At 40.5% G+C, this 17,420-nt stretch carries 21 protein-coding genes; 6 read left to right on the plus strand and 15 right to left on the minus strand.

The genetic code is table 11. The features are described 5' to 3' along the window. Positions 1–257 precede the first annotated feature (257 nt). On the plus strand, positions 258–794 hold the full coding sequence (locus tag KZZ04_RS16700; protein ID WP_219423351.1) for a gamma carbonic anhydrase family protein: 537 nt from the start codon (positions 258–260) through the stop codon (positions 792–794). Here KZZ04_RS16700 and KZZ04_RS16705 read toward each other — a convergent pair. Beyond that, on the minus strand, positions 777–1,037 hold the full coding sequence (locus KZZ04_RS16705; protein WP_219423353.1) for a DUF1488 domain-containing protein: 261 nt from the start codon (positions 1,035–1,037) through the stop codon (positions 777–779). The genes KZZ04_RS16700 and KZZ04_RS16705 overlap by 18 nt on opposite strands. After that, on the minus strand, positions 1,034–1,858 hold the full coding sequence (gene aroE / locus KZZ04_RS16710) for a shikimate dehydrogenase (protein ID WP_219423355.1): 825 nt from the start codon (positions 1,856–1,858) through the stop codon (positions 1,034–1,036). The genes KZZ04_RS16705 and aroE overlap by 4 nt, the downstream gene beginning before the upstream one ends. Positions 1,859–1,911: 53 nt before the next feature. Between aroE and KZZ04_RS16715 the strand changes: the two genes are divergently transcribed. Further along, positions 1,912–2,349, plus strand: coding sequence for a group II truncated hemoglobin (locus tag KZZ04_RS16715; RefSeq protein WP_138530280.1), 438 nt, complete (start codon positions 1,912–1,914; stop codon positions 2,347–2,349). Positions 2,350–2,391: 42 nt separating this feature from the next. Here KZZ04_RS16715 and hemF read toward each other — a convergent pair whose 3' ends face one another. The 6 genes from hemF to KZZ04_RS16745 all read right to left on the minus strand — a co-directional run bounded on the left by hemF (position 2,392) and on the right by KZZ04_RS16745 (position 7,346). Then, the gene (gene hemF / locus KZZ04_RS16720; protein WP_219423357.1) at positions 2,392–3,342 is read right to left on the minus strand and encodes an oxygen-dependent coproporphyrinogen oxidase; all 951 of its coding nucleotides are present in this window, start codon (positions 3,340–3,342) and stop codon (positions 2,392–2,394) included. Position 3,343: 1 nt separating this feature from the next. Next, positions 3,344–3,907, minus strand: a complete 564-nt coding sequence (locus KZZ04_RS16725) for an L-threonylcarbamoyladenylate synthase (RefSeq protein ID WP_138530278.1) — start codon at positions 3,905–3,907, stop codon at positions 3,344–3,346. Positions 3,908–3,932: 25 nt separating this feature from the next. Further along, entirely contained in the window at positions 3,933–4,508 is a 576-nt protein-coding gene (locus KZZ04_RS16730) for a type I DNA topoisomerase (protein ID WP_219423358.1), read from the minus strand. Between the two features lie 118 nt (positions 4,509–4,626). Next, positions 4,627–5,100, minus strand: a complete 474-nt coding sequence (locus tag KZZ04_RS16735; RefSeq protein WP_058405191.1) for a DUF494 family protein — start codon at positions 5,098–5,100, stop codon at positions 4,627–4,629. A gap of 1 nt (position 5,101) precedes the next feature. Then, positions 5,102–6,193 carry a DNA-processing protein DprA gene (dprA, locus tag KZZ04_RS16740; protein ID WP_138530274.1) on the minus strand — a complete coding sequence of 364 codons (1,092 nt, stop codon included), beginning with the start codon at positions 6,191–6,193 and terminating at the stop codon, positions 5,102–5,104. A gap of 31 nt (positions 6,194–6,224) precedes the next feature. Beyond that, positions 6,225–7,346 (minus strand): LysM peptidoglycan-binding domain-containing protein, encoded by a 1,122-nt coding sequence (locus tag KZZ04_RS16745; protein WP_219423360.1) that lies wholly within the window; start codon positions 7,344–7,346, stop codon positions 6,225–6,227. Positions 7,347–7,465: 119 nt separating this feature from the next. Here KZZ04_RS16745 and def point away from each other — a divergent pair, with 119 nt between their 5' ends. The 4 genes from def (at position 7,466) to trkA (ending at position 11,696) form a co-directional block, all read left to right on the plus strand. Then, the gene (gene def, locus KZZ04_RS16750) at positions 7,466–7,972 is read left to right on the plus strand and encodes a peptide deformylase (RefSeq protein WP_006794002.1); all 507 of its coding nucleotides are present in this window, start codon (positions 7,466–7,468) and stop codon (positions 7,970–7,972) included. 21 nt (positions 7,973–7,993) lie between these two features. Continuing rightward, positions 7,994–8,947: a methionyl-tRNA formyltransferase gene (gene fmt, locus KZZ04_RS16755; RefSeq protein ID WP_219423362.1), complete on the plus strand. Its 954-nt coding sequence runs from the start codon at positions 7,994–7,996 to the stop codon at positions 8,945–8,947. After that, positions 8,940–10,238: a 16S rRNA (cytosine(967)-C(5))-methyltransferase RsmB gene (gene rsmB / locus KZZ04_RS16760; RefSeq protein WP_219423364.1), complete on the plus strand. Its 1,299-nt coding sequence runs from the start codon at positions 8,940–8,942 to the stop codon at positions 10,236–10,238. Before fmt ends, rsmB begins: the two co-directional genes overlap by 8 nt. An 81-nt stretch (positions 10,239–10,319) precedes the next feature. After that, positions 10,320–11,696, plus strand: coding sequence for a Trk system potassium transporter TrkA (gene trkA, locus KZZ04_RS16765; RefSeq protein ID WP_058405186.1), 1,377 nt, complete (start codon positions 10,320–10,322; stop codon positions 11,694–11,696). 67 nt (positions 11,697–11,763) lie between these two features. Here trkA and KZZ04_RS16770 read toward each other — a convergent pair whose 3' ends face one another. The 7 genes from KZZ04_RS16770 to pepQ all read right to left on the minus strand — a co-directional run bounded on the left by KZZ04_RS16770 (position 11,764) and on the right by pepQ (position 17,328). Then, the gene (locus tag KZZ04_RS16770; protein WP_219423365.1) at positions 11,764–11,979 is read right to left on the minus strand and encodes a calmodulin; all 216 of its coding nucleotides are present in this window, start codon (positions 11,977–11,979) and stop codon (positions 11,764–11,766) included. Positions 11,980–12,059: 80 nt separating this feature from the next. Continuing rightward, entirely contained in the window at positions 12,060–12,272 is a 213-nt protein-coding gene (locus tag KZZ04_RS16775) for an EF-hand domain-containing protein (RefSeq protein WP_058405184.1), read from the minus strand. 137 nt (positions 12,273–12,409) lie between these two features. Further along, positions 12,410–12,622 (minus strand): EF-hand domain-containing protein, encoded by a 213-nt coding sequence (locus tag KZZ04_RS16780; protein WP_006793996.1) that lies wholly within the window; start codon positions 12,620–12,622, stop codon positions 12,410–12,412. Positions 12,623–13,086: 464 nt separating this feature from the next. Further along, positions 13,087–13,749 (minus strand): flagellar brake protein, encoded by a 663-nt coding sequence (locus tag KZZ04_RS16785; protein ID WP_058405182.1) that lies wholly within the window; start codon positions 13,747–13,749, stop codon positions 13,087–13,089. Positions 13,750–13,785: 36 nt separating this feature from the next. Next, positions 13,786–15,237, minus strand: a complete 1,452-nt coding sequence (locus KZZ04_RS16790) for a TrkH family potassium uptake protein (protein ID WP_058405181.1) — start codon at positions 15,235–15,237, stop codon at positions 13,786–13,788. A 96-nt stretch (positions 15,238–15,333) separates the two neighbouring features. Then, the gene (locus KZZ04_RS16795; protein WP_219423367.1) at positions 15,334–15,948 is read right to left on the minus strand and encodes a YigZ family protein; all 615 of its coding nucleotides are present in this window, start codon (positions 15,946–15,948) and stop codon (positions 15,334–15,336) included. Between the two features lie 57 nt (positions 15,949–16,005). Further along, entirely contained in the window at positions 16,006–17,328 is a 1,323-nt protein-coding gene (gene pepQ, locus KZZ04_RS16800; RefSeq protein ID WP_219423369.1) for a Xaa-Pro dipeptidase, read from the minus strand. Positions 17,329–17,420 lie beyond the last annotated feature (92 nt).

Raw genomic sequence — 17,420 nt, forward strand, 5'->3', positions numbered from 1 at the left:
TTTACTTAACTCTCTGATTAACTCTTGCCTCGCTATGCGTTGGCGCCTGCCGTCTCAGTGGGGTCGCATTATAGGGAGAACAGATTTTTACGCAAGTACTTTTTTAAAGAAAAACTAAAAAAACACACTGTTCGGTTAGTATGTGAGCGAAAGCACTTAAAACTGGTAGTTTTATAATCAATATAGGCTTTGCAGGCACTGAATTAAGCGCTACTGTTACACTAAATACTCATAATTTTTAATTTAAAGGTGCATATATGGCAATACGTTCTTATAAAGGAATTACTCCTTCATTTAATAAATCTGTTTATATAGACGAGTCGTCAGTATTAGTCGGAGATATCACTGTAGGTGATAATAGCAGTGTATGGCCTTTAGTTGCTGCCCGCGGTGATGTTAACCATATTCGTATTGGTCAGCGTACTAATATTCAAGATGGCAGTGTATTACATTTATCGCGTACAACTAAAAGCAACCCGGATGGTTACCCTCTTATAATAGGCGACGATGTAACGGTTGGTCACAAAGTAATGCTACATGGGTGCGTACTTGGTAACCGTATACTCGTGGGTATGGGTGCGATTGTCATGGATAACGTAGTTGTAGAAGACGATGTTATTATTGGTGGGGGGTCGTTGGTACCACCCAATAAGCGCTTGGAATCAGGCTATTTGTATGTAGGAAGTCCAGCAAAGCAAGCCCGTCCATTGACTGAGCAGGAGCTCGCTTTTTTAAAAATATCGGCAGATAACTATGTCCAATTAAAAGATGAATATTTAGCTGAAGCTAACTAAGTCCACTTCTATTTGACCTGCCGAGTTATAACTTTCTTCTTCTATTAGTTGCTCGGCACGTTCTTCGTATTCAAAACGATATTTTTCAAAATACTCTGTAGCGTGACTTTCATCAGTTAGTTTAAGCGTACTTACGGCAATAATACATTCCACTAGCATGCCATTCACCTGAGCAAAAAATACCAACTTGTGATCAGGCTCCCTAAATTCGAGTCTATCTATAAATTGTATAGCTTGGTTCATTTTAGTGAGCCTTGTTTAAGCGCTTTAACTACAGGGAGGATTTCTGGCATTTTGTTATGCCAAACATAATAAGCTTGTGCAGCTTGGCCTACTAACATACCACTGCCATCTAAAAGCTTAGTGCTGTTATTATGCCCTGCTACCCAGTTCATAAAAATTGTGTTTGTCAGTGAATAAAACATATCGTATGCAACATCACAGCATGTTAAATGCTTTTTATCTAGAGCTGGCAATTCGTTATTCATGCTGCTAGATGTTGAGTTTAAAATTAGTGAGTAATCGCTTACTGGTAAATCATCGAACCCATAGCCTGAAACTTTTCCGTATTCAGCAAATAGCTGAGCTAAGTCTTTTGCCTTTTGAGCGGTACGATTAACAACAATAATTTCTGCGGGTTTTTGTTCAAGCAATGGTAATATTACTCCCCTTGCCGCACCACCAGCACCAATTATTAAAATACGCTTATTTGTAATCACAACTTTATTAGCAAGCAGGTCATTTACAAAACCAACACCGTCGGTGTTCTCTCCTAATAATGTACCATCGTCTCTTTTTTTGAGTGTATTAACCGCTCCTACTATTTTTGCAAGCGGCGTTAACTCATCGGCCATGGCAAACGCTTGTTCTTTAAATGGCATGGTAACGTTTGCACCTTTTCCCCCTTGCTCAAAAAAAGTCGATACTGTTTTTTCAAAGCTGTCGATAGGTGCTAATATTGCGCGATAGTCGATTTGCTCACCCAGTGAGATAGCAAATTGTTTATGTATCGCGGGGGATTTTGAATGTTTAATTGGATTTCCAAAAACCGCATATTTGTCCATTTTAACACAACCTCTTTGCAGCTAACTGCTGCCTATAAACGATGATAAATAATATGATTAAACGACTTTTTTCTAAATCTAAGCCTGAAAAAGTAGATCAAACACCTACGCCTGAAAAAACACCTTACGAAATAATTGGTGGAGAAAAAGGGGCACGCGCTATTTCTGAACGATTCTACGACATTATGGCCTCAGATGAATACGCTAAACCGTTATATGATATGCATCCTCAACCATTAGATAGGATTCGCCAAGTCTTTTTCGAGTTTTTATCAGGTTGGTTAGGTGGCCCCGCCCTCTTTGAGCAAAAGCATGGACAGCCCATGCTACGTAAACGCCATATGCCATTTTTAATTGATCAAAACTTACGGGATCAGTGGATGTATTGTATGAACAAAACCCTTGATATAGAAATAGATAACCCGCTACTTCGAGAAGGGCTTAAAAACTCATTCGCCCAACTAGCAAGCCACATGATTAACCAACATTAATCATAAACAATAAAAAAGACGCTTTCGCGTCTTTTTTATTGTTTATATCTGCCACTCTCGGGCTATCAACTCTTCTGGTTTACTCGAAAGCCAAGCTTGTGGTCGTAAGTAATACTGATATAGGTTTGCTTCAAGGCTGTTTTCAGCAGGTGTGAAGTTATACTCCCAGCGAGCCAGTGGTGGCATAGACATTAAAATAGACTCTGTTCGCCCACCACTTTGTAGGCCAAACAAGGTGCCTCTGTCCCAAACCAGATTAAACTCAACGTAACGGCCGCGACGGTAGAGTTGAAAATCACGCTGTTGCTCGGTAAATTTATCATTTTTACGGCGTTCAATAATTGGGATATAGGCGTCTAAAAAGCCATTCCCGACTGATTGCATAAACGAAAAACTTTGCTCAAAACCTAATTCATTTAAATCATCAAAAAATAAACCACCTACTCCTCGTGTTTCATCTCGGTGTTTTAAATAAAAATACTCGTCGCACCATGTTTTATATTTTGGATAAACGTTACTACCAAACGGCGCACAGATATCGTGTGCCACTTGGTGCCAATGCTGGACATCTTCAAATACCGGGTAAAAAGGGGTTAAATCAAATCCGCCGCCAAACCACCAAATAGGCTCTTCGCCCTCTTTTTCGGCTATAAAAAATCGTACGTTGGCATGACTTGTTGGCACATGCGGATTTTTTGGGTGAATAACAAGTGATACCCCACATGCATGAAAGCTTCGTCCTGCAAGCTCTGGCCTATGGGCAGTTGCAGAGCCTGGCATTGAGGCTCCAAATACATGAGAGTAATTAACCCCACCTTGCTCTATGATAGTGCCATTGGTGGTAACGCGAGTACGCCCGCCACCGCCTTCAGCTCTTTGCCAGCTATCTTCAACAAATTTAGCGCTTCCATCAGCAGCTTCTAGCCCCTGGCAAATCGTATCCTGTAAAGCCATAAAGTAGGTTTTTACTTGTTCTAATAATTCGCTTTGCATATTACCCTCTAAATACTTTACCGGTCATGGCATCTTTTATTGTGCTGGGTTGTGTGTTGCCACCTAATGGCTCGTCAACATAAAAACCAACTTGATCAGCAAATTGCTCTTTTGCCTGCTCAATACTTATTACTGTTTCTTGGCCTGTTAAATTTGCACTCGTTGATACCAGTGGCTTTCCAAATTCTTGGCATAAGCGTTTAACTGTTGGGTGACTTGTTACTCTTACTGCAATTGTATCAAACTGCCCTGTTAGCCATTTTGGTGTACCTTTTGCTGCTGGCATAACCCAAGTTATAGCAGCCGGCCAACTAGAGAATATATCTGCACGTTTGTCCATGGGTATTTTGGCGTCGTCAACATACTTTAGTAATTGCCCATAGTTGTCTGCAATTAAAATAAGGCCTTTTTCAACGGGACGCTGTTTAATTGCCAGTAATTTCTCAACAGCGTGCAGATTATCTGGATCACAACCCAAACCAAACACAGCCTCTGTTGGATAAACAATGACATCGCCTTGATTTAAGCAAGAGAGTGCCGAAGGCATATTTGAAAGTTCTGACAAAGTAGTCTCCAAAAATAATTAAATGTTATTGAGGTTTAGCAAGCTTATGCATGCAACTTTTTTGTGGGCATTGTAGTAGTGTACCATTTGCCATTTGTCTTTCTATGACGATGGGCCAGTTACATTTAGGGCAAGGTTGCTCTACAGGTTTATTATTGAGTGTGTATTTACAACTTGGGTAGCTGTCGCATGAGTAAAACACTTTACCGAACTTGTTACTCCGCGCAACTAAGTGACCTTTTTTACATTTAGGACATGAAGGTAGTGTAACCTCTTGTTCCTTTTGCTCGTTGTCGTTTGCAATGTAGTGGCAGTCAGGGTACCCCGTACACCCAATAAACATACCGTAACGTCCGTTTTTAACCACCAGCGGTTTGCTGCACTGAGGGCACGCTGAATCTTCAAGTATTTTTATTTCGTTACTTTCGTGGTGCACTAATGGCCTAATAAAATCACATTGAGGGTAGCTTGCACACCCCAAAAAAGGGCCTGACTTGCTATTACGCATCACTAACTCTGAGCCACACTTTGGGCATACTTCGTATTCTTTTTCTAAGGCGTGTTTATTCGCCGAGAAAAGCGAATGATCGATTTTACTCATGGTGTTCCTAAGAGATAAGTGAATTTTCGCCTAATATACCCAAACCACTTAAAGATACAAGCTATGGTGAACGCTTAGCTTTAAGTAATTTGCGTAATGGGAATAAAATAATAAGGCATTAATGCAACAATTCAGTGGGCTCATCAAAAATTAAGTCTTCCATTTGCCCATAGGCCTCTTCGGAGCCAGGTACATTAAACAGCACCATAAGCACTAACCACTTTAAATCGTCTAGGTTAATGCTTGGTTTATCAAGCGCGGCGAGTTTATCCATGACCATTTCACGAGTAATACTGTTTATAACGCCAATCTGCTCAACAAACATTAAAAAGCCACGACACTCAACGTTAAGCATGGCGCATTCGCTTTGAGTAAAAATTCGAATAGCATGCCCTGGGTTGGCAATTAAATATGGGGATTCATCGCTATGTTGTAAATCGGCTAGTTGCTCTAGCCAATTGAGCGCTTTAAAAATTTCTGGTTTATTAAATCCGGCTCGCATTAACTCATCAGTTAACTCATTTTGTTCAGCAAAAATATCAGCTTCGCTATGAATATAATTTTCAAATAGATACATAAGTATATCGAACATGCTACCTTCCTGCGCTTAGCCTAATATAACCATCTAAAATACGTTCAATCTGATCGTCTAACTCTAAATCAAGCAATCTTGCCAACACCTTATCTATTGGCCACTGAACTCGGCGTACAATATCGTCAACGGTTGTTACCTCAAACCCAATGCTATTTAATACTTCGCAATCACTACTTTGCTGCAGCGTCTCTTCTTTACTATATAGACCGCTTTGATAAGAAAAGCTCACTTCATCTAAAATATCAGTCACATTTTCAACAAGTTTAGCCCCTTGCTTAATTAAAAAATGGCTGGCTTGTGCAAGCGGGTTTTTAATAGAGCCCGGCACTGCAAACACCTCTTTATTTTGTTCAAGCGCATAACGCACCGTAATTAATGAGCCACTTTTAATTTCAGCTTCAACAATTAAAACACCTAAAGATAAGCCCGAAATAATTCTATTTCGACGAGGAAAGTTATGCGCGTTAGCGGCAGTACCGGGTAAAAATTCACTGATTAATAAACCACTATTGAGCACTTGTTCGGTTAACAGTTTATGACGTTTAGGATAATAAATATCAACGCCCGTGCCTAATACTGCAATGGTTTTACCAGATCCAGCTAGTGCACCTTTGTGCGCAGCACCATCTATTCCTCTGGCCATGCCCGATGTAATGGTAATACCTGCATTCGTTAATTCGTATGCAAACTCTGAGGCTATTTCAAGCCCTGTTGGGGTGGCGTTACGGCTCCCAACAATAGCTATTTGCGAGCTAGAAAGTAAAGACACATCGCCCTTACAAAAAAGTAATAAGGGTGCGCTAGCTATCTGCTTTAATGAATCAGGGTAACGTGCATCAAAAAAACAAATTACCTCTATACAATGCTGTGTAATACGATCTTCATAATGCTGTACTTGCAGCCAGTCTGTACTGAGTAAATTACTGGCCTGGTTAGCGGTTAAGCCTAACTCGAGTAATTTAGCGTGGGGTAAGTCAAACAATGACTCAAGTGGGTGGTGTTTAGATAGGGCCAATAAGGTTTTTGTACCTAATCCCTTACACATATAAAAGGCAAGCCAGTGAGCTAACTTGCCTGATGACTGATCCATGCTCTCTCCTAGAGCACCGACTCGCTACTTCTTAATGAATAACTGCAATATCTCCAACGCGAATTGGGTGCTGGTTTTTTGTTATTAATGCATAACTTACTTTGTCATACACTTTGAATACAATTAACTCGCCTACTTTTTCTTTGGGCATTTTCCATGTTGTATTATCTTCGTCAGCTTTATCACTAAATAACTGACTTGCATCAGATAACAGTTTTTCAAATTTACTTGAATCTTCTGGATAACGAGGACCACGAGGGCCATCAATAACCGTAGGTGATTCACGCTCTAAATCTAAAACATGGCCTGGTTCAATATTTTGCTCGCGGCCTAAGTTTAGCACTACAACATCCATTGTGCTGAACTCTCTTACTTGACGAGGTGATGCTATGACTTGCCCTTCAACGGGCTCTTTTGGGCGGTGAATATCAAAATACGCAGGCAATAGCTGTCCTTCCATTGCTGGCATTAAAAAGTCACCTTGTTTAATTTCTCGTTTTACTGACTCGACTCGTAATGACGACGGCACACCGTTACTTTCATCGCCACTTCTAAACGCTCGCGCCATGCCAACGTAAGATGCACGCGTTGCTAATACTTCGCCTGTGTTTAAATCAACATAGGGTTCACCCTCGTTGTAAATCGCATAGGCGCCATGTACTTTAAGATCGCCTTTAACATATAAAATATGGCCCAAAGTTTGTGTTTTTGTGTTTTCGTTAGCACCTAACACATACGGCATATTTTTTATATCGTCGCTGTTAATCGCTTGCTCGTAACTTAAGTAAGGTTTAATCATTTGCAAAGGTAAAGTGGTAATTGCATTTAACCCTTTTGGCGTAATACGTCCTTGAGGAGACAGCTTTCGATACGCTTTATTAATGACTAAACGTGGATTTCCGTCTGCATCGTATATAAGTGCCAATGCATCACCCGGATAAATTAAGTGAGGGTTATCAATTTGCGGGTTCATTTGCCATAGTTCTGGCCACAACCATGGCTCATCTAAATAAATGCCAGATATATCCCACAACGTATCACCTTTTTTTACAACATACTGTTTTGGTGCATCTTTTTTTATTTTTAGCACGTCAGCAATCGCCCCAAAAGAGGTGCTTAGTGCCAGTATGATTGCAACTAACGGAAATTTCATTGAGCTTCCTTGTATTGTTTTTTCATTATTATTGCTCAAAACCTGTTAAAGGTGAACGTGAATGGCTAAAATAAGAGCATACAATACCCTAAATTAAGCACAAGTGAAAAAGGTAACTAATGGCTAGGTTAGAAGTTTTAAGATTTCCAGATGAGCGTTTACGTACAATAGCAAAAGATGTTGCAGACGTTGACGACCAAGTTCGCCAAATTGTAAAAGACATGCTCGAAACCATGTACGACGAAAATGGCATTGGTTTAGCCGCAACGCAGGTAAATATCCACCAGCGTATTGTGGTTATTGATGTATCTGAAGAGCGTGACGAACCGCTGGTATTAATTAACCCGCAAATCATTAAAAAAGATGGGTCAACGATTAGCGAAGAAGGCTGTTTATCAGTACCTAACTCGTACGCAAAAGTAGACCGAGCAGAAACAGTCACAGTGGCTGCACTAAACGAAAACGGTGAAGAATTTGTGTTAGACGCAGATGAGCTATTAGCTATTTGTATTCAACACGAACTAGACCACCTACAAGGCAAGCTATTTATTGATTACTTATCTCCATTAAAGCGCCAACGTATCCGTAAAAAGCTTGAAAAAGAAGCCAAGTTTGCAGCACAGTAATCAGTACCTTAGGAAAACTCAGTGATCCAACCATTACGCATAATATTTGCCGGTACGCCGGATTTTGCCGCACGCCATTTACAAGCGCTAATAAATAGCGAACATGAAATTGTGGGCGTATATAGCCAACCAGATCGCCCTGCAGGTCGCGGTAAAAAATTAAAAGCGAGCGAAGTTAAAGCCCTGGCGATTGAAAATGACTTACCGGTTTTTCAGCCTCAGTCATTAAAAAATGATGAAGCACTTGCAGAGCTCACCGCATTAAACGCCGACATAATGATTGTTGTGGCTTACGGCTTAATTTTACCTAAAGCTATTTTAGATACGCCACGCTTAGGCTGCTTAAATGTGCATGGTTCTATATTACCTCGCTGGCGTGGTGCTGCACCTATTCAACGCGCAATTTGGGCGGGTGACGAAGAAACAGGCGTAACCATAATGCAAATGGACGAAGGGTTAGATACCGGCGACATGCTGCATATTAGCCGCTGCCCTATTAGTGATACAGAAACCAGTGCCAGTTTATATAACAAACTAGCAGAGTTAGGTCCTAGTGCATTAATTGACACCGTTAATAAACTAGCTAATGGCGACATTACCCCTGAGCCTCAAAATGATGAGCTGGCTAACTACGCCAAAAAGCTCTCTAAAGAAGAAGCAAATATTGATTGGTCTATGAGCGCCGTGCAAATAGAACGTAATATTCGCTCTTTTAATCCTTGGCCAGTGTGTTTTACCCAAATGGGTGAACAAACCGTAAAAATATACCAAGCGAAGGTAGTTGATCAATCAGGCAAGCCGGGCGAAGTTTTAACAAGTGATAAAAACGGTGTTGTTGTTGCCTGTGGTGAGCATGCTTTAAACATTACTCAGTTGCAACCGCAAGGTAAAAAACCAATGGCAATTAGCGACTTTTTAAATGGTCGCAGTGACTGGGTTAGCCCTGGCACACTATTAGGCGAAAATAATGAATAAAGTGCAAAACGTACGAGCGCTGGCCGCTGAGACTTTATATAACGTGGTTGATAAAGGCGCTTCGCTTAATCAAGAATTACCGTTTGCAAGCCAAGGTTTACCCCCAAAAGACAAAGCACTGTTACAGCAAATTTGTTATGGCGTTTTACGCTACTTACCTAGCCTTGAAAACTACTGCCAACATTTAGTAGAAAGTCCACTAAAAGGTAAACGCAGAATTTTTCAATTTTTACTCTATGTGGGTATTTATCAGCTACAACACATGCGCGTTCCACCGCATGCTGCGATTAGCGAGACCGTAAATGCATTAGGTCAAATGCGCGCACTTGGCTTAAAAGGGTTAATAAATGCTATTTTACGTAGCTTTCAACGCCAACAAGCGGAGCTTGAAGAAAAAGCAAAGCTGATTCCAGTGTGTTTATACAACCACCCTAATTGGTTTATTAAACAAGTAAAAGAAGCCTACCCTGAAAACTGGGAAGCCATACTTGAAGAAAACCAGCAGCAAGCGCCAATGTGGTTACGTGTAAACCAATCACAATTTAGCACGCAAGAATACAGCGATATGCTAACGGCAAATGATATAGAGCATACATTAAACCCAGATTTTGTAGATGGGATTAAACTTGCCAAGCCGCGTGATGTTTTTTCACTTCCTGAGTTTGATACCGGTGCTTGTTCAGTGCAAGATGCAGCAGCGCAATTAGCCGCTCGCTTCCTAGAGCCAAAAAATGACGACGTTATATTAGACGCCTGTGCAGCCCCAGGTGGCAAAACATGCCATATTTTAGAGCTTGCCGACGCCGACGTACTTGCACTTGATAGCGATGCCACTCGCCTTGAACGCGTAAAGCAAAACTTAACTCGTATTGGTTTAGGTGCTGACCTACAATGTGGCGATGCATCGCAACCGCATACATGGTGGGACGATAAACAATTTGATCGTATTTTATTAGATGTGCCTTGTTCAGCAACAGGCGTTATTCGTCGCCATCCAGACATAAAATGGTTGCGTCGTGCATCTGACATTGAAGACTTAGCTGCACTACAAGGCGATATACTCAATAGCATTTGGCCTCTACTGAAGCCCGGTGGTACATTGGTATATGCCACATGTTCGGTTCTTCCAAAAGAAAACCAACAACAAGTTGCTAAATTTTTAGCTAATAACGATGATGTAGAACATATTCCACTTCATGATAAAGACACCCTCACTACACCGGGGTTACAACTACTTCCGGGCGAAAGTGATGGTTTTTATTACGCTAAAATGGTTAAAAAGCCAAGTTAATTAAGGCTTAATAACGCGTACAACAAGCCATTTTTAAATTTAAAAATGGCTTTTTATTACTACTTAATACACTGGTAAATAATGAAAATAATCATACTCGGTGCTGGACAGGTTGGCGCCACGCTAGCTGAAAACTTAGTAGGCGAACAAAACGAAATTACCGTAGTAGATATTGACGGTAACCGTATACGCGAGCTGCAAGATAAGTACGACCTTCAAGGTGTAATGGGCCACAGTGCTCACCCTGATGTATTGCGCCGCGCCGGCGCAGACGATGCCGATATGATTATTGCGGTAACCAGCTCAGATGAAGTAAACATGGTGGCATGCCAAGTGGCGTATAGTATTTTTAATACACCCACTAAAATTGCTCGAATTCGCTCTGAGCAGTATTTAAAATACCGTGAAAAGCTTTTCCAAAACGATGATTTACCTATCGATCATTACATAGCTCCAGAAGCGTTAGTCACTAAGTATATTCGCCGCTTAATTGACTACCCTGGTGCATTACAAGTCTTGCAATTTGCCGATGGTATGCTCTCACTAGTTGCAGTAAAAGCCTATTACGGTGGTTTATTAGTAGGCTATGCTTTATCGGCATTAAAAGAGCATATACCTAATGTAGAAACTCGTGTTGCGGCTATTTATCGTCAAGGTAAAGCTATTAAGCCGCTGGGTACAACCGTTATTGAAGCCGACGATGAAGTATTTTTTATCGCAGCAACAAAACATATACGCGCCGTAATGAACGAACTACAAAAGCTTGAGCGTTCATACAAAAAAATCATGATAGCCGGTGGGGGCAACATCGGAGCCGGCCTTGCTCGCTCTCTTGAAAAAAATCACACCGTTAAACTGATAGAGCGCAGTAAAGAGCGGGCGGAACAGCTTTCAGAAATGCTCGATAATACGGTAGTATTTTGTGGCGACGCTTCCGATCAAGAACTCCTCTCTGAAGAACATATTGAACAAGTGGATGTATTTATTGCCGTTACCAACGACGATGAAGCAAACATTATGTCAGCCATGCTTGCAAAACGCATGGGCGCGCAAAAAACCATGGTGCTTATTCAACGTGGTGCTTATGTAGACTTAGTACAAGGTGGCGAAATAGACATTGCTATATCACCGCAACAGGCAACAATTTCTGCATTGTTAACCCACGTACGTCGCGGTGATATTGTTAACGTGTACTCGCTGCGTAAAGGAGCTGCAGAGGCTATAGAAGCAGTTGCCCATGGTGATGAAAGCACCTCTAAAGTAGTTGGCCGCGCAATTGCCGATATAAAATTACCTGCCGGAACAACCATTGGTGCCATTGTGCGTAACGACGATGTACTCATTGCCCACGACGACACCATTATTATGTCGGGCGATCACGTAATCATGTTTTTAATTGATAAAAAGCATATCAACGTGGTAGAAAAACTCTTCCAAGTAAGCGCTATATTTTTATAACGCGTCAGACACAAAAAAGCCGCTGAATATGGCGGCTTTAGTGGAGTATGATTGGGGTATATTGATATTACTGTACTTTGGCAAACTCGTCTTTTGAAAGCTCACCATTTCCATCTGTGTCTAAATCTTTAAAAATTTTTACTAGCTGTGAATTTACTTTTGCCTCTTCCATGCTAATTACACCATCGCTATTGCTATCAAACGATGCAAAGTCTACGGCCGCATAAGCTGCTGAAGAAGATGCTAAAACTAAAACTGCAAGTGTTATATTTAATGTTTTCATAATAATGTTCCTAGTAAAATGGGAAGTCCTTTTCTAAGATCCCTGTCTGTGAAAAATAGTTAAACCAATACCGGTTAACTTTAAAATTTTGCAAACTCGTCTTTAGAAAGTTCACCATTGCCATCTGTATCTAGCTCTGTAAACTCAGCCATTAAATCAGTGTCTATTGCCGCTTCGCTTGGGCTAATTGCACCACTGCCGTCGGTATCTAAACTGTCAAAATCTGATGCTGCAAATGCTGCTGAAGAAGACGCTAATGCAATAAGTGCTAATGCTTTGTTTAAATGTTTCATGACTTAATCCTTCAAAATTTTATTTAAAAAATAACCTAATTAACTCGTAAAATAGCTTCACTTCCTTGTTATCCTTTTTCGAAGGCTCCCTTGCCTACTTAGGTTGTCTTTGGCAACTCAGGATGCTTGTTATCTAATTAAGCTTTTGAAAACTCTTCTTTTGATAACTCACCGTTTTGGTCAGTATCGAGCTCTGAAAACATGCTCATTAATTTTGCATCAACCGATGCCTCAGCTTGGCTAATTGCGCCATTGCCGTCTACATCGAGTGTATTAAAGTCAGAGCCTGCAAAAGCGGCTGACGAAGAAGCAAGTGCGATAAGTGCTAATGTTTTATTTATGCGTTTCATAGTATGTATCCTTCAAATTGTATGTGAGTGATTGGTACTTACTGTTAATCACGTTTTTCGATTAGTACAACCAGACTATTACAACTTAAATGCCAACATTTAATAAGTGTTATTTTTCAATAACTTAAGCATTAAATACTGAAAGCCATGCAAATTTAAGCATTATTTTTGTAGCTATTTAGCAACGCAGGTTTAGTTAAAATTTGTAAGTTATTAAAAATCAGTTAGTTAGGTTTCATACAAAAAACCACAAAGCCAGATAACTTGAATAACTAAGAGGGGGTTAGGTATTGAGCAGGTAAGTTTTAAACTGAACGAGGTATAAAAAGAAAATAAATCATAAAAAAATTTAAAGTTATCCAATTGTTTTTATTGAGTAAAAAGAATAATTTTAAAGGCTGGTAATTTATTTTCGTTCATAAAGTAAAAAGTCGTTATTTTGTTGCAAAATAGCGACATTAAAGCTAATCGGCATCGAGTTCTATCATTGCGGGGTCAATAAAGTGCTCTTTCATAAAAGCTTTCATTTCTTCTTTACTGGCTAATAACTTAATCCCACAACGCACGCCTGCATTATGATCTTTTACACTGCACACTTCGCCTTCAAAGTCTTTACCATTACTCCCTAATACAACTGTGCATTGAGAGTCTTTAATGCTTTCTAGATCAGCGTCAGTTTTTATATCGAACATAGCACCGGTTAGTGAAATATCTTTAATAACACCATCAAGTACCTTGTCATCACTGAGTTTAAGTTTTGCAGGTAATAAGGTTGGAATACGTGTTTGCGAACGTAAACTAAATAGCTGAACTTGCTTAGGGTAGTTAATAAAAATAAGCCTAACGGGATGTGATGCAATAGATTTAATTTGCTGTCTAAAAGCAATTATTTGTCCATCGTCACCTTCTATTAATGCTCTTACAACCACAGTAACACCATCTCGTAAGTAGTCATTTGCGCCCGGTAAACGTTTAGCTGTTGGAAAATTTAAAATAATAAACTTTTCCTCAAGCAAGCCGACCATTTCTGTTTTCACGCGCTTACTGCTGGTAGGTGTTAATATTTCTAAGTCAACTAAACTGCCAACCGGTATATTATTTAATTTATCTGCATGTGTTGCTGGCATATCCATTCCATAAACATAGTAGTAAAACGTTGTGTTTTATCCGCGCCAAAACGTAGGCGTAAATAACACAAGCAAAGTAAAAATTTCTAGTCGGCCAAATACCATTGCAATCGTCAGCAACCATTTAGCGCCATCGGTAATTGCACCATAATGCGAGGCAACATCACCTAAGCCTGGACCTAAGTTATTTAAACACGCCGCCGTAGCCGAAAACGCTGTAATATTATCCATTCCCGTTCCCATCAGCGCCAGCATAATAATAATAAACACCAGAGCATAAGCAGAGAAAAACCCCCACACTGCTTCTACAACCTTATCAGGCAATGCTTTACGGCCAAGCTTAATTGAATAAATAGCACGAGGATGTACCAAACGGTTGAGTTCACGCACGCCTTGCAGGTAGAGTAAAAACACGCGCACCACTTTCATACCGCCCCCGGTAGAGCCCGCACAGCCGCCTATAAAGCTCGAAAATATTAATAAAATAGGTAAAAACAGTGGCCACGTCGAAAAGTTATCAGTAGCAAAACCGGCCGTTGTACTCATTGATACCGCTTGAAATAATGCTTGGTCGAGCGTTTCATCACCATTAGCGTAAATCTCATTTGAGGACAAAACCGCAAAACAAATAACCACCAGCGCTAATTGAATACATAAAAACACTTTAAACTCAGGGTCACGAATGTAGACCTGCACGTTCCGGCTTGCCACAGCAGCGTAGTGTAAAGAGAAGTTAATAGCTGCGATGATTAAAAAGAAGACACAAATAAAGTTAATAACCGGGCTATCAAAGTGACCCATAGAAGCATCATAAGTCGAAAACCCGCCAATCGCGACGGTAGAAAACGCATGACAAATTGCATCAAACCAGTCCATACCTGCCGCCCAATACGCCAACATACAGGTAATGGTTAACGACACATAAATATACCAAAGGTGCTTTGCGGTATCGGCTATGCGAGGGGTCATTTTTGAATCTTTTACTGGGCCGGGGATTTCAGCACGGTACAACTGCATTCCACCAACACCTAGCATGGGCAGTATTGCAACAGCTAATACGATGATCCCCATACCGCCAAACCACTGTAATTGCTGGCGGTAAAACAGTACCGACTTAGGTAAATACTCAATCCCAGTCAAAACTGTAGCCCCCGTGGTTGTTAAACCCGAAAAGGCTTCAAACACAGCATCAGCAAGGGATAAATTAGGTTCTTGTAAAAAGATAAGAGGCAAGGATGCGAATGCCCCCAGTACCAACCAAAACAAAACCACAATTAAAAAGCCTTCGCGTGCTTTCAAATCCCCGTTTTCATGTCGGTTTGGGTAATACGCTATTAAACCAATAATAATACTGAAAATAAACGCCAAAACAAAAGGGACACCGCCACCATCTTTATAAATTAAAGACACCACAGCAGGTGGCACCATGGTAATACTAAACAGCGCAACAAGTTGGCCAAGAATTTTTATGATGGTACGAAATTGCATTTAGCTAATCGCTTTTATTATTAGTAAATTCAGGCTCAACTGCATTAACCTGGTTAAATAGAATGAATATGCATTATATGCAACTTGTGTAGGTTATTACTCTTTAATAGTTAACTCAACTGCGCCGTGACTTAAATCAAAAATATCTTTAATTGCTTGCTGTGCTTGGCGGCTATCAATGGTGATCACCCAGTTAATATTAGCAGTAAATTGCTTTTCAATGTTAAGCACTTGGTAGTGTGTTTTAAGTAGCTGCTCAATTGCGCCCTGCATACTGTATTCGCTGCTGCCCAGTAGCTCAACGCTTGGCACTTTAAGTACGGTGTTTAATTTTGCTAATGCATTATTTAACGATCCGCCATATGCTCGCACTAAACCGCCAGTTCCAAGTTTAATCCCTCCAAAATAACGAGTTACCACGGCTGTAACTTCACCTAGCCCTGATCCCACAAGCACATTTAACATTGGTTTACCGGCCGTACCATTTGGCTCACCATCGTCTGAAAAACCATACACATGGCTTCCACCGGGGTTACCTGCCACATGGGCCCAACAATTATGCCGAGCATCGCTGTACTTATCTTCAATACTTTTAATAAACGCTTTAGCTGCGACTAAATCTGGGGTGTGTGCAATATGCACAATAAAGGTGCTTTTTTTTATTTCTTCTTGATGAAACACACCCTCGGCTGGGTATTTATATTCTGACATATTTTACTTAACCAAAAAAATGGGGCCATCAGGCCCCTTCTATCGCAAACTGCTCACTTAATCTAAGTGTAAGTCACGCGTCATATTTTCTAAACTATCTTCGTGCACAATAATGTTATCTTCAATACGAATACCACCATAAGGTTTAAATTCTTCAACCTTATTCCAATTAATGTATTGCTTGTTATCCGTTTGTGCTAAATCACCTAACAACGAATCAATAAAATATAAACCTGGTTCGATAGTAAATACCTGGTTTTTCTCTATCATACGGGTACAACGTAAAAATGGGTGCCCGTCTGGTGATGCTTGATGAGTACCTTTGTCGTCACTCATAAAACCGCCTACATCATGCACTTGTAAACCAAGGTGATGCCCTAAACCATGTGGGAAGAAAGTAGACGTGATTTTACGCTCAACTATATCTGCAGCCGGTAAGTTAACTATATTAAAGTCGCTAAGAATTTGCGCTATACGGTTATGGCACTCAACGTGTAAATCACCGTATAACATGCCCGGTTTTAAACCTTTACCTAACTCAATCTGTATTGCAGTCATTGCTGTAACTAACTCAGCAAATTCACCCTGCTTTTTAAAGTCATAAGTGCGCGTGATATCTGCAGCATAACCGTTAAAGTTTGCGCCAGCATCAATTAAAAATGAGTTATGTGTTTGCGGTGCATTTGGCTCAAAATGGGTGTAATGCAAAATAGCGCAGTTTTCGTTAAGCGCCACTATATTACCGTATGGCATTTCATTTTCGCTTTGGCGTGTTGCCATTAGGTAAGCGTGCTGAATATCAAACTCACTGCCACCGTTAAAAAAAGTGTCGCGCGCAGCTTTGTGGCCGTCAACGGCTATGCGGTTAGCATTACGTAAACATTCGAGTTCATATTGTGTTTTGTAAGCACGGTTAAAGTGTAAATAGTTAAGCACGGGCTCTGGGTTCATGATGCTAAAACCAAGTGCTTGAGCTACTTCTATGTATTCACCCATATACGCGTATTTTGCTTTATCATAAGGGAGCAGCTTTTCAACCTGATCGGGCTGTAACAATAACTCTATATCAAAATACTCAGCCCAAAAATCACGTGGCTCGTCGGGTACTTTATGCCAAAAGTCAACAGGACGATAAAAAATAAGCTTAGGTTTATCGCTACCATTAACAACAATCCAGCAATGCGGGTTATCAATAACAGGTAACCAGGCTTTAAAGTGAGGATTAACTTTAAACGGGTAATACATGTCGTCTAAAAATTGGCGCTTTGCTTGGCCAGAGTGAATAACTAATCCTTCTAACCCTTCGCTTTCGCAAATTGTACGAGTACGCTGCTGCAGTGTTGCAATATGTTCTGCGTATAAAACGGCTAATTTATCCATTGTTAATCCATCTGTTAAATTTAACGTGTGCTGAGTCTACCACTTATAGCTATTACGCTCAAAAAAGGGGGATGGCTCACTGTAAGCACTAT

This window comes from Pseudoalteromonas sp. CR1 (genome assembly GCF_019392235.1).
In the GTDB taxonomy this organism is placed as follows: Bacteria; Pseudomonadota; Gammaproteobacteria; order Enterobacterales; family Alteromonadaceae; genus Pseudoalteromonas.

Bases quoted from the DNA above. Each gene is read 5' to 3' on its own strand.
- KZZ04_RS16700 (WP_219423351.1), top strand. From the start codon at position 258: ATGGCAATACGTTCTTATAAAGGAATTACTCCTTCATTTAATAAATCT.
- KZZ04_RS16705 (WP_219423353.1), bottom strand. From the start codon at position 1,037: ATGAACCAAGCTATACAATTTATAGATAGACTCGAATTTAGGGAGCCT.
- aroE (WP_219423355.1), bottom strand. From the start codon at position 1,858: ATGGACAAATATGCGGTTTTTGGAAATCCAATTAAACATTCAAAATCC.
- KZZ04_RS16715 (WP_138530280.1), top strand. From the start codon at position 1,912: ATGATTAAACGACTTTTTTCTAAATCTAAGCCTGAAAAAGTAGATCAA.
- hemF (WP_219423357.1), bottom strand. From the start codon at position 3,342: ATGCAAAGCGAATTATTAGAACAAGTAAAAACCTACTTTATGGCTTTA.
- KZZ04_RS16730 (WP_219423358.1), bottom strand. From the start codon at position 4,508: ATGAGTAAAATCGATCATTCGCTTTTCTCGGCGAATAAACACGCCTTA.
- KZZ04_RS16735 (WP_058405191.1), bottom strand. From the start codon at position 5,100: ATGTTCGATATACTTATGTATCTATTTGAAAATTATATTCATAGCGAA.
- dprA (WP_138530274.1), bottom strand. From the start codon at position 6,193: ATGGATCAGTCATCAGGCAAGTTAGCTCACTGGCTTGCCTTTTATATG.
- KZZ04_RS16745 (WP_219423360.1), bottom strand. From the start codon at position 7,346: ATGAAATTTCCGTTAGTTGCAATCATACTGGCACTAAGCACCTCTTTT.
- def (WP_006794002.1), top strand. From the start codon at position 7,466: ATGGCTAGGTTAGAAGTTTTAAGATTTCCAGATGAGCGTTTACGTACA.
- rsmB (WP_219423364.1), top strand. From the start codon at position 8,940: ATGAATAAAGTGCAAAACGTACGAGCGCTGGCCGCTGAGACTTTATAT.
- trkA (WP_058405186.1), top strand. From the start codon at position 10,320: ATGAAAATAATCATACTCGGTGCTGGACAGGTTGGCGCCACGCTAGCT.
- KZZ04_RS16770 (WP_219423365.1), bottom strand. From the start codon at position 11,979: ATGAAAACATTAAATATAACACTTGCAGTTTTAGTTTTAGCATCTTCT.
- KZZ04_RS16775 (WP_058405184.1), bottom strand. From the start codon at position 12,272: ATGAAACATTTAAACAAAGCATTAGCACTTATTGCATTAGCGTCTTCT.
- KZZ04_RS16780 (WP_006793996.1), bottom strand. From the start codon at position 12,622: ATGAAACGCATAAATAAAACATTAGCACTTATCGCACTTGCTTCTTCG.
- KZZ04_RS16785 (WP_058405182.1), bottom strand. From the start codon at position 13,749: ATGCCAGCAACACATGCAGATAAATTAAATAATATACCGGTTGGCAGT.
- KZZ04_RS16790 (WP_058405181.1), bottom strand. From the start codon at position 15,237: ATGCAATTTCGTACCATCATAAAAATTCTTGGCCAACTTGTTGCGCTG.
- KZZ04_RS16795 (WP_219423367.1), bottom strand. From the start codon at position 15,948: ATGTCAGAATATAAATACCCAGCCGAGGGTGTGTTTCATCAAGAAGAA.
- pepQ (WP_219423369.1), bottom strand. From the start codon at position 17,328: ATGGATAAATTAGCCGTTTTATACGCAGAACATATTGCAACACTGCAG.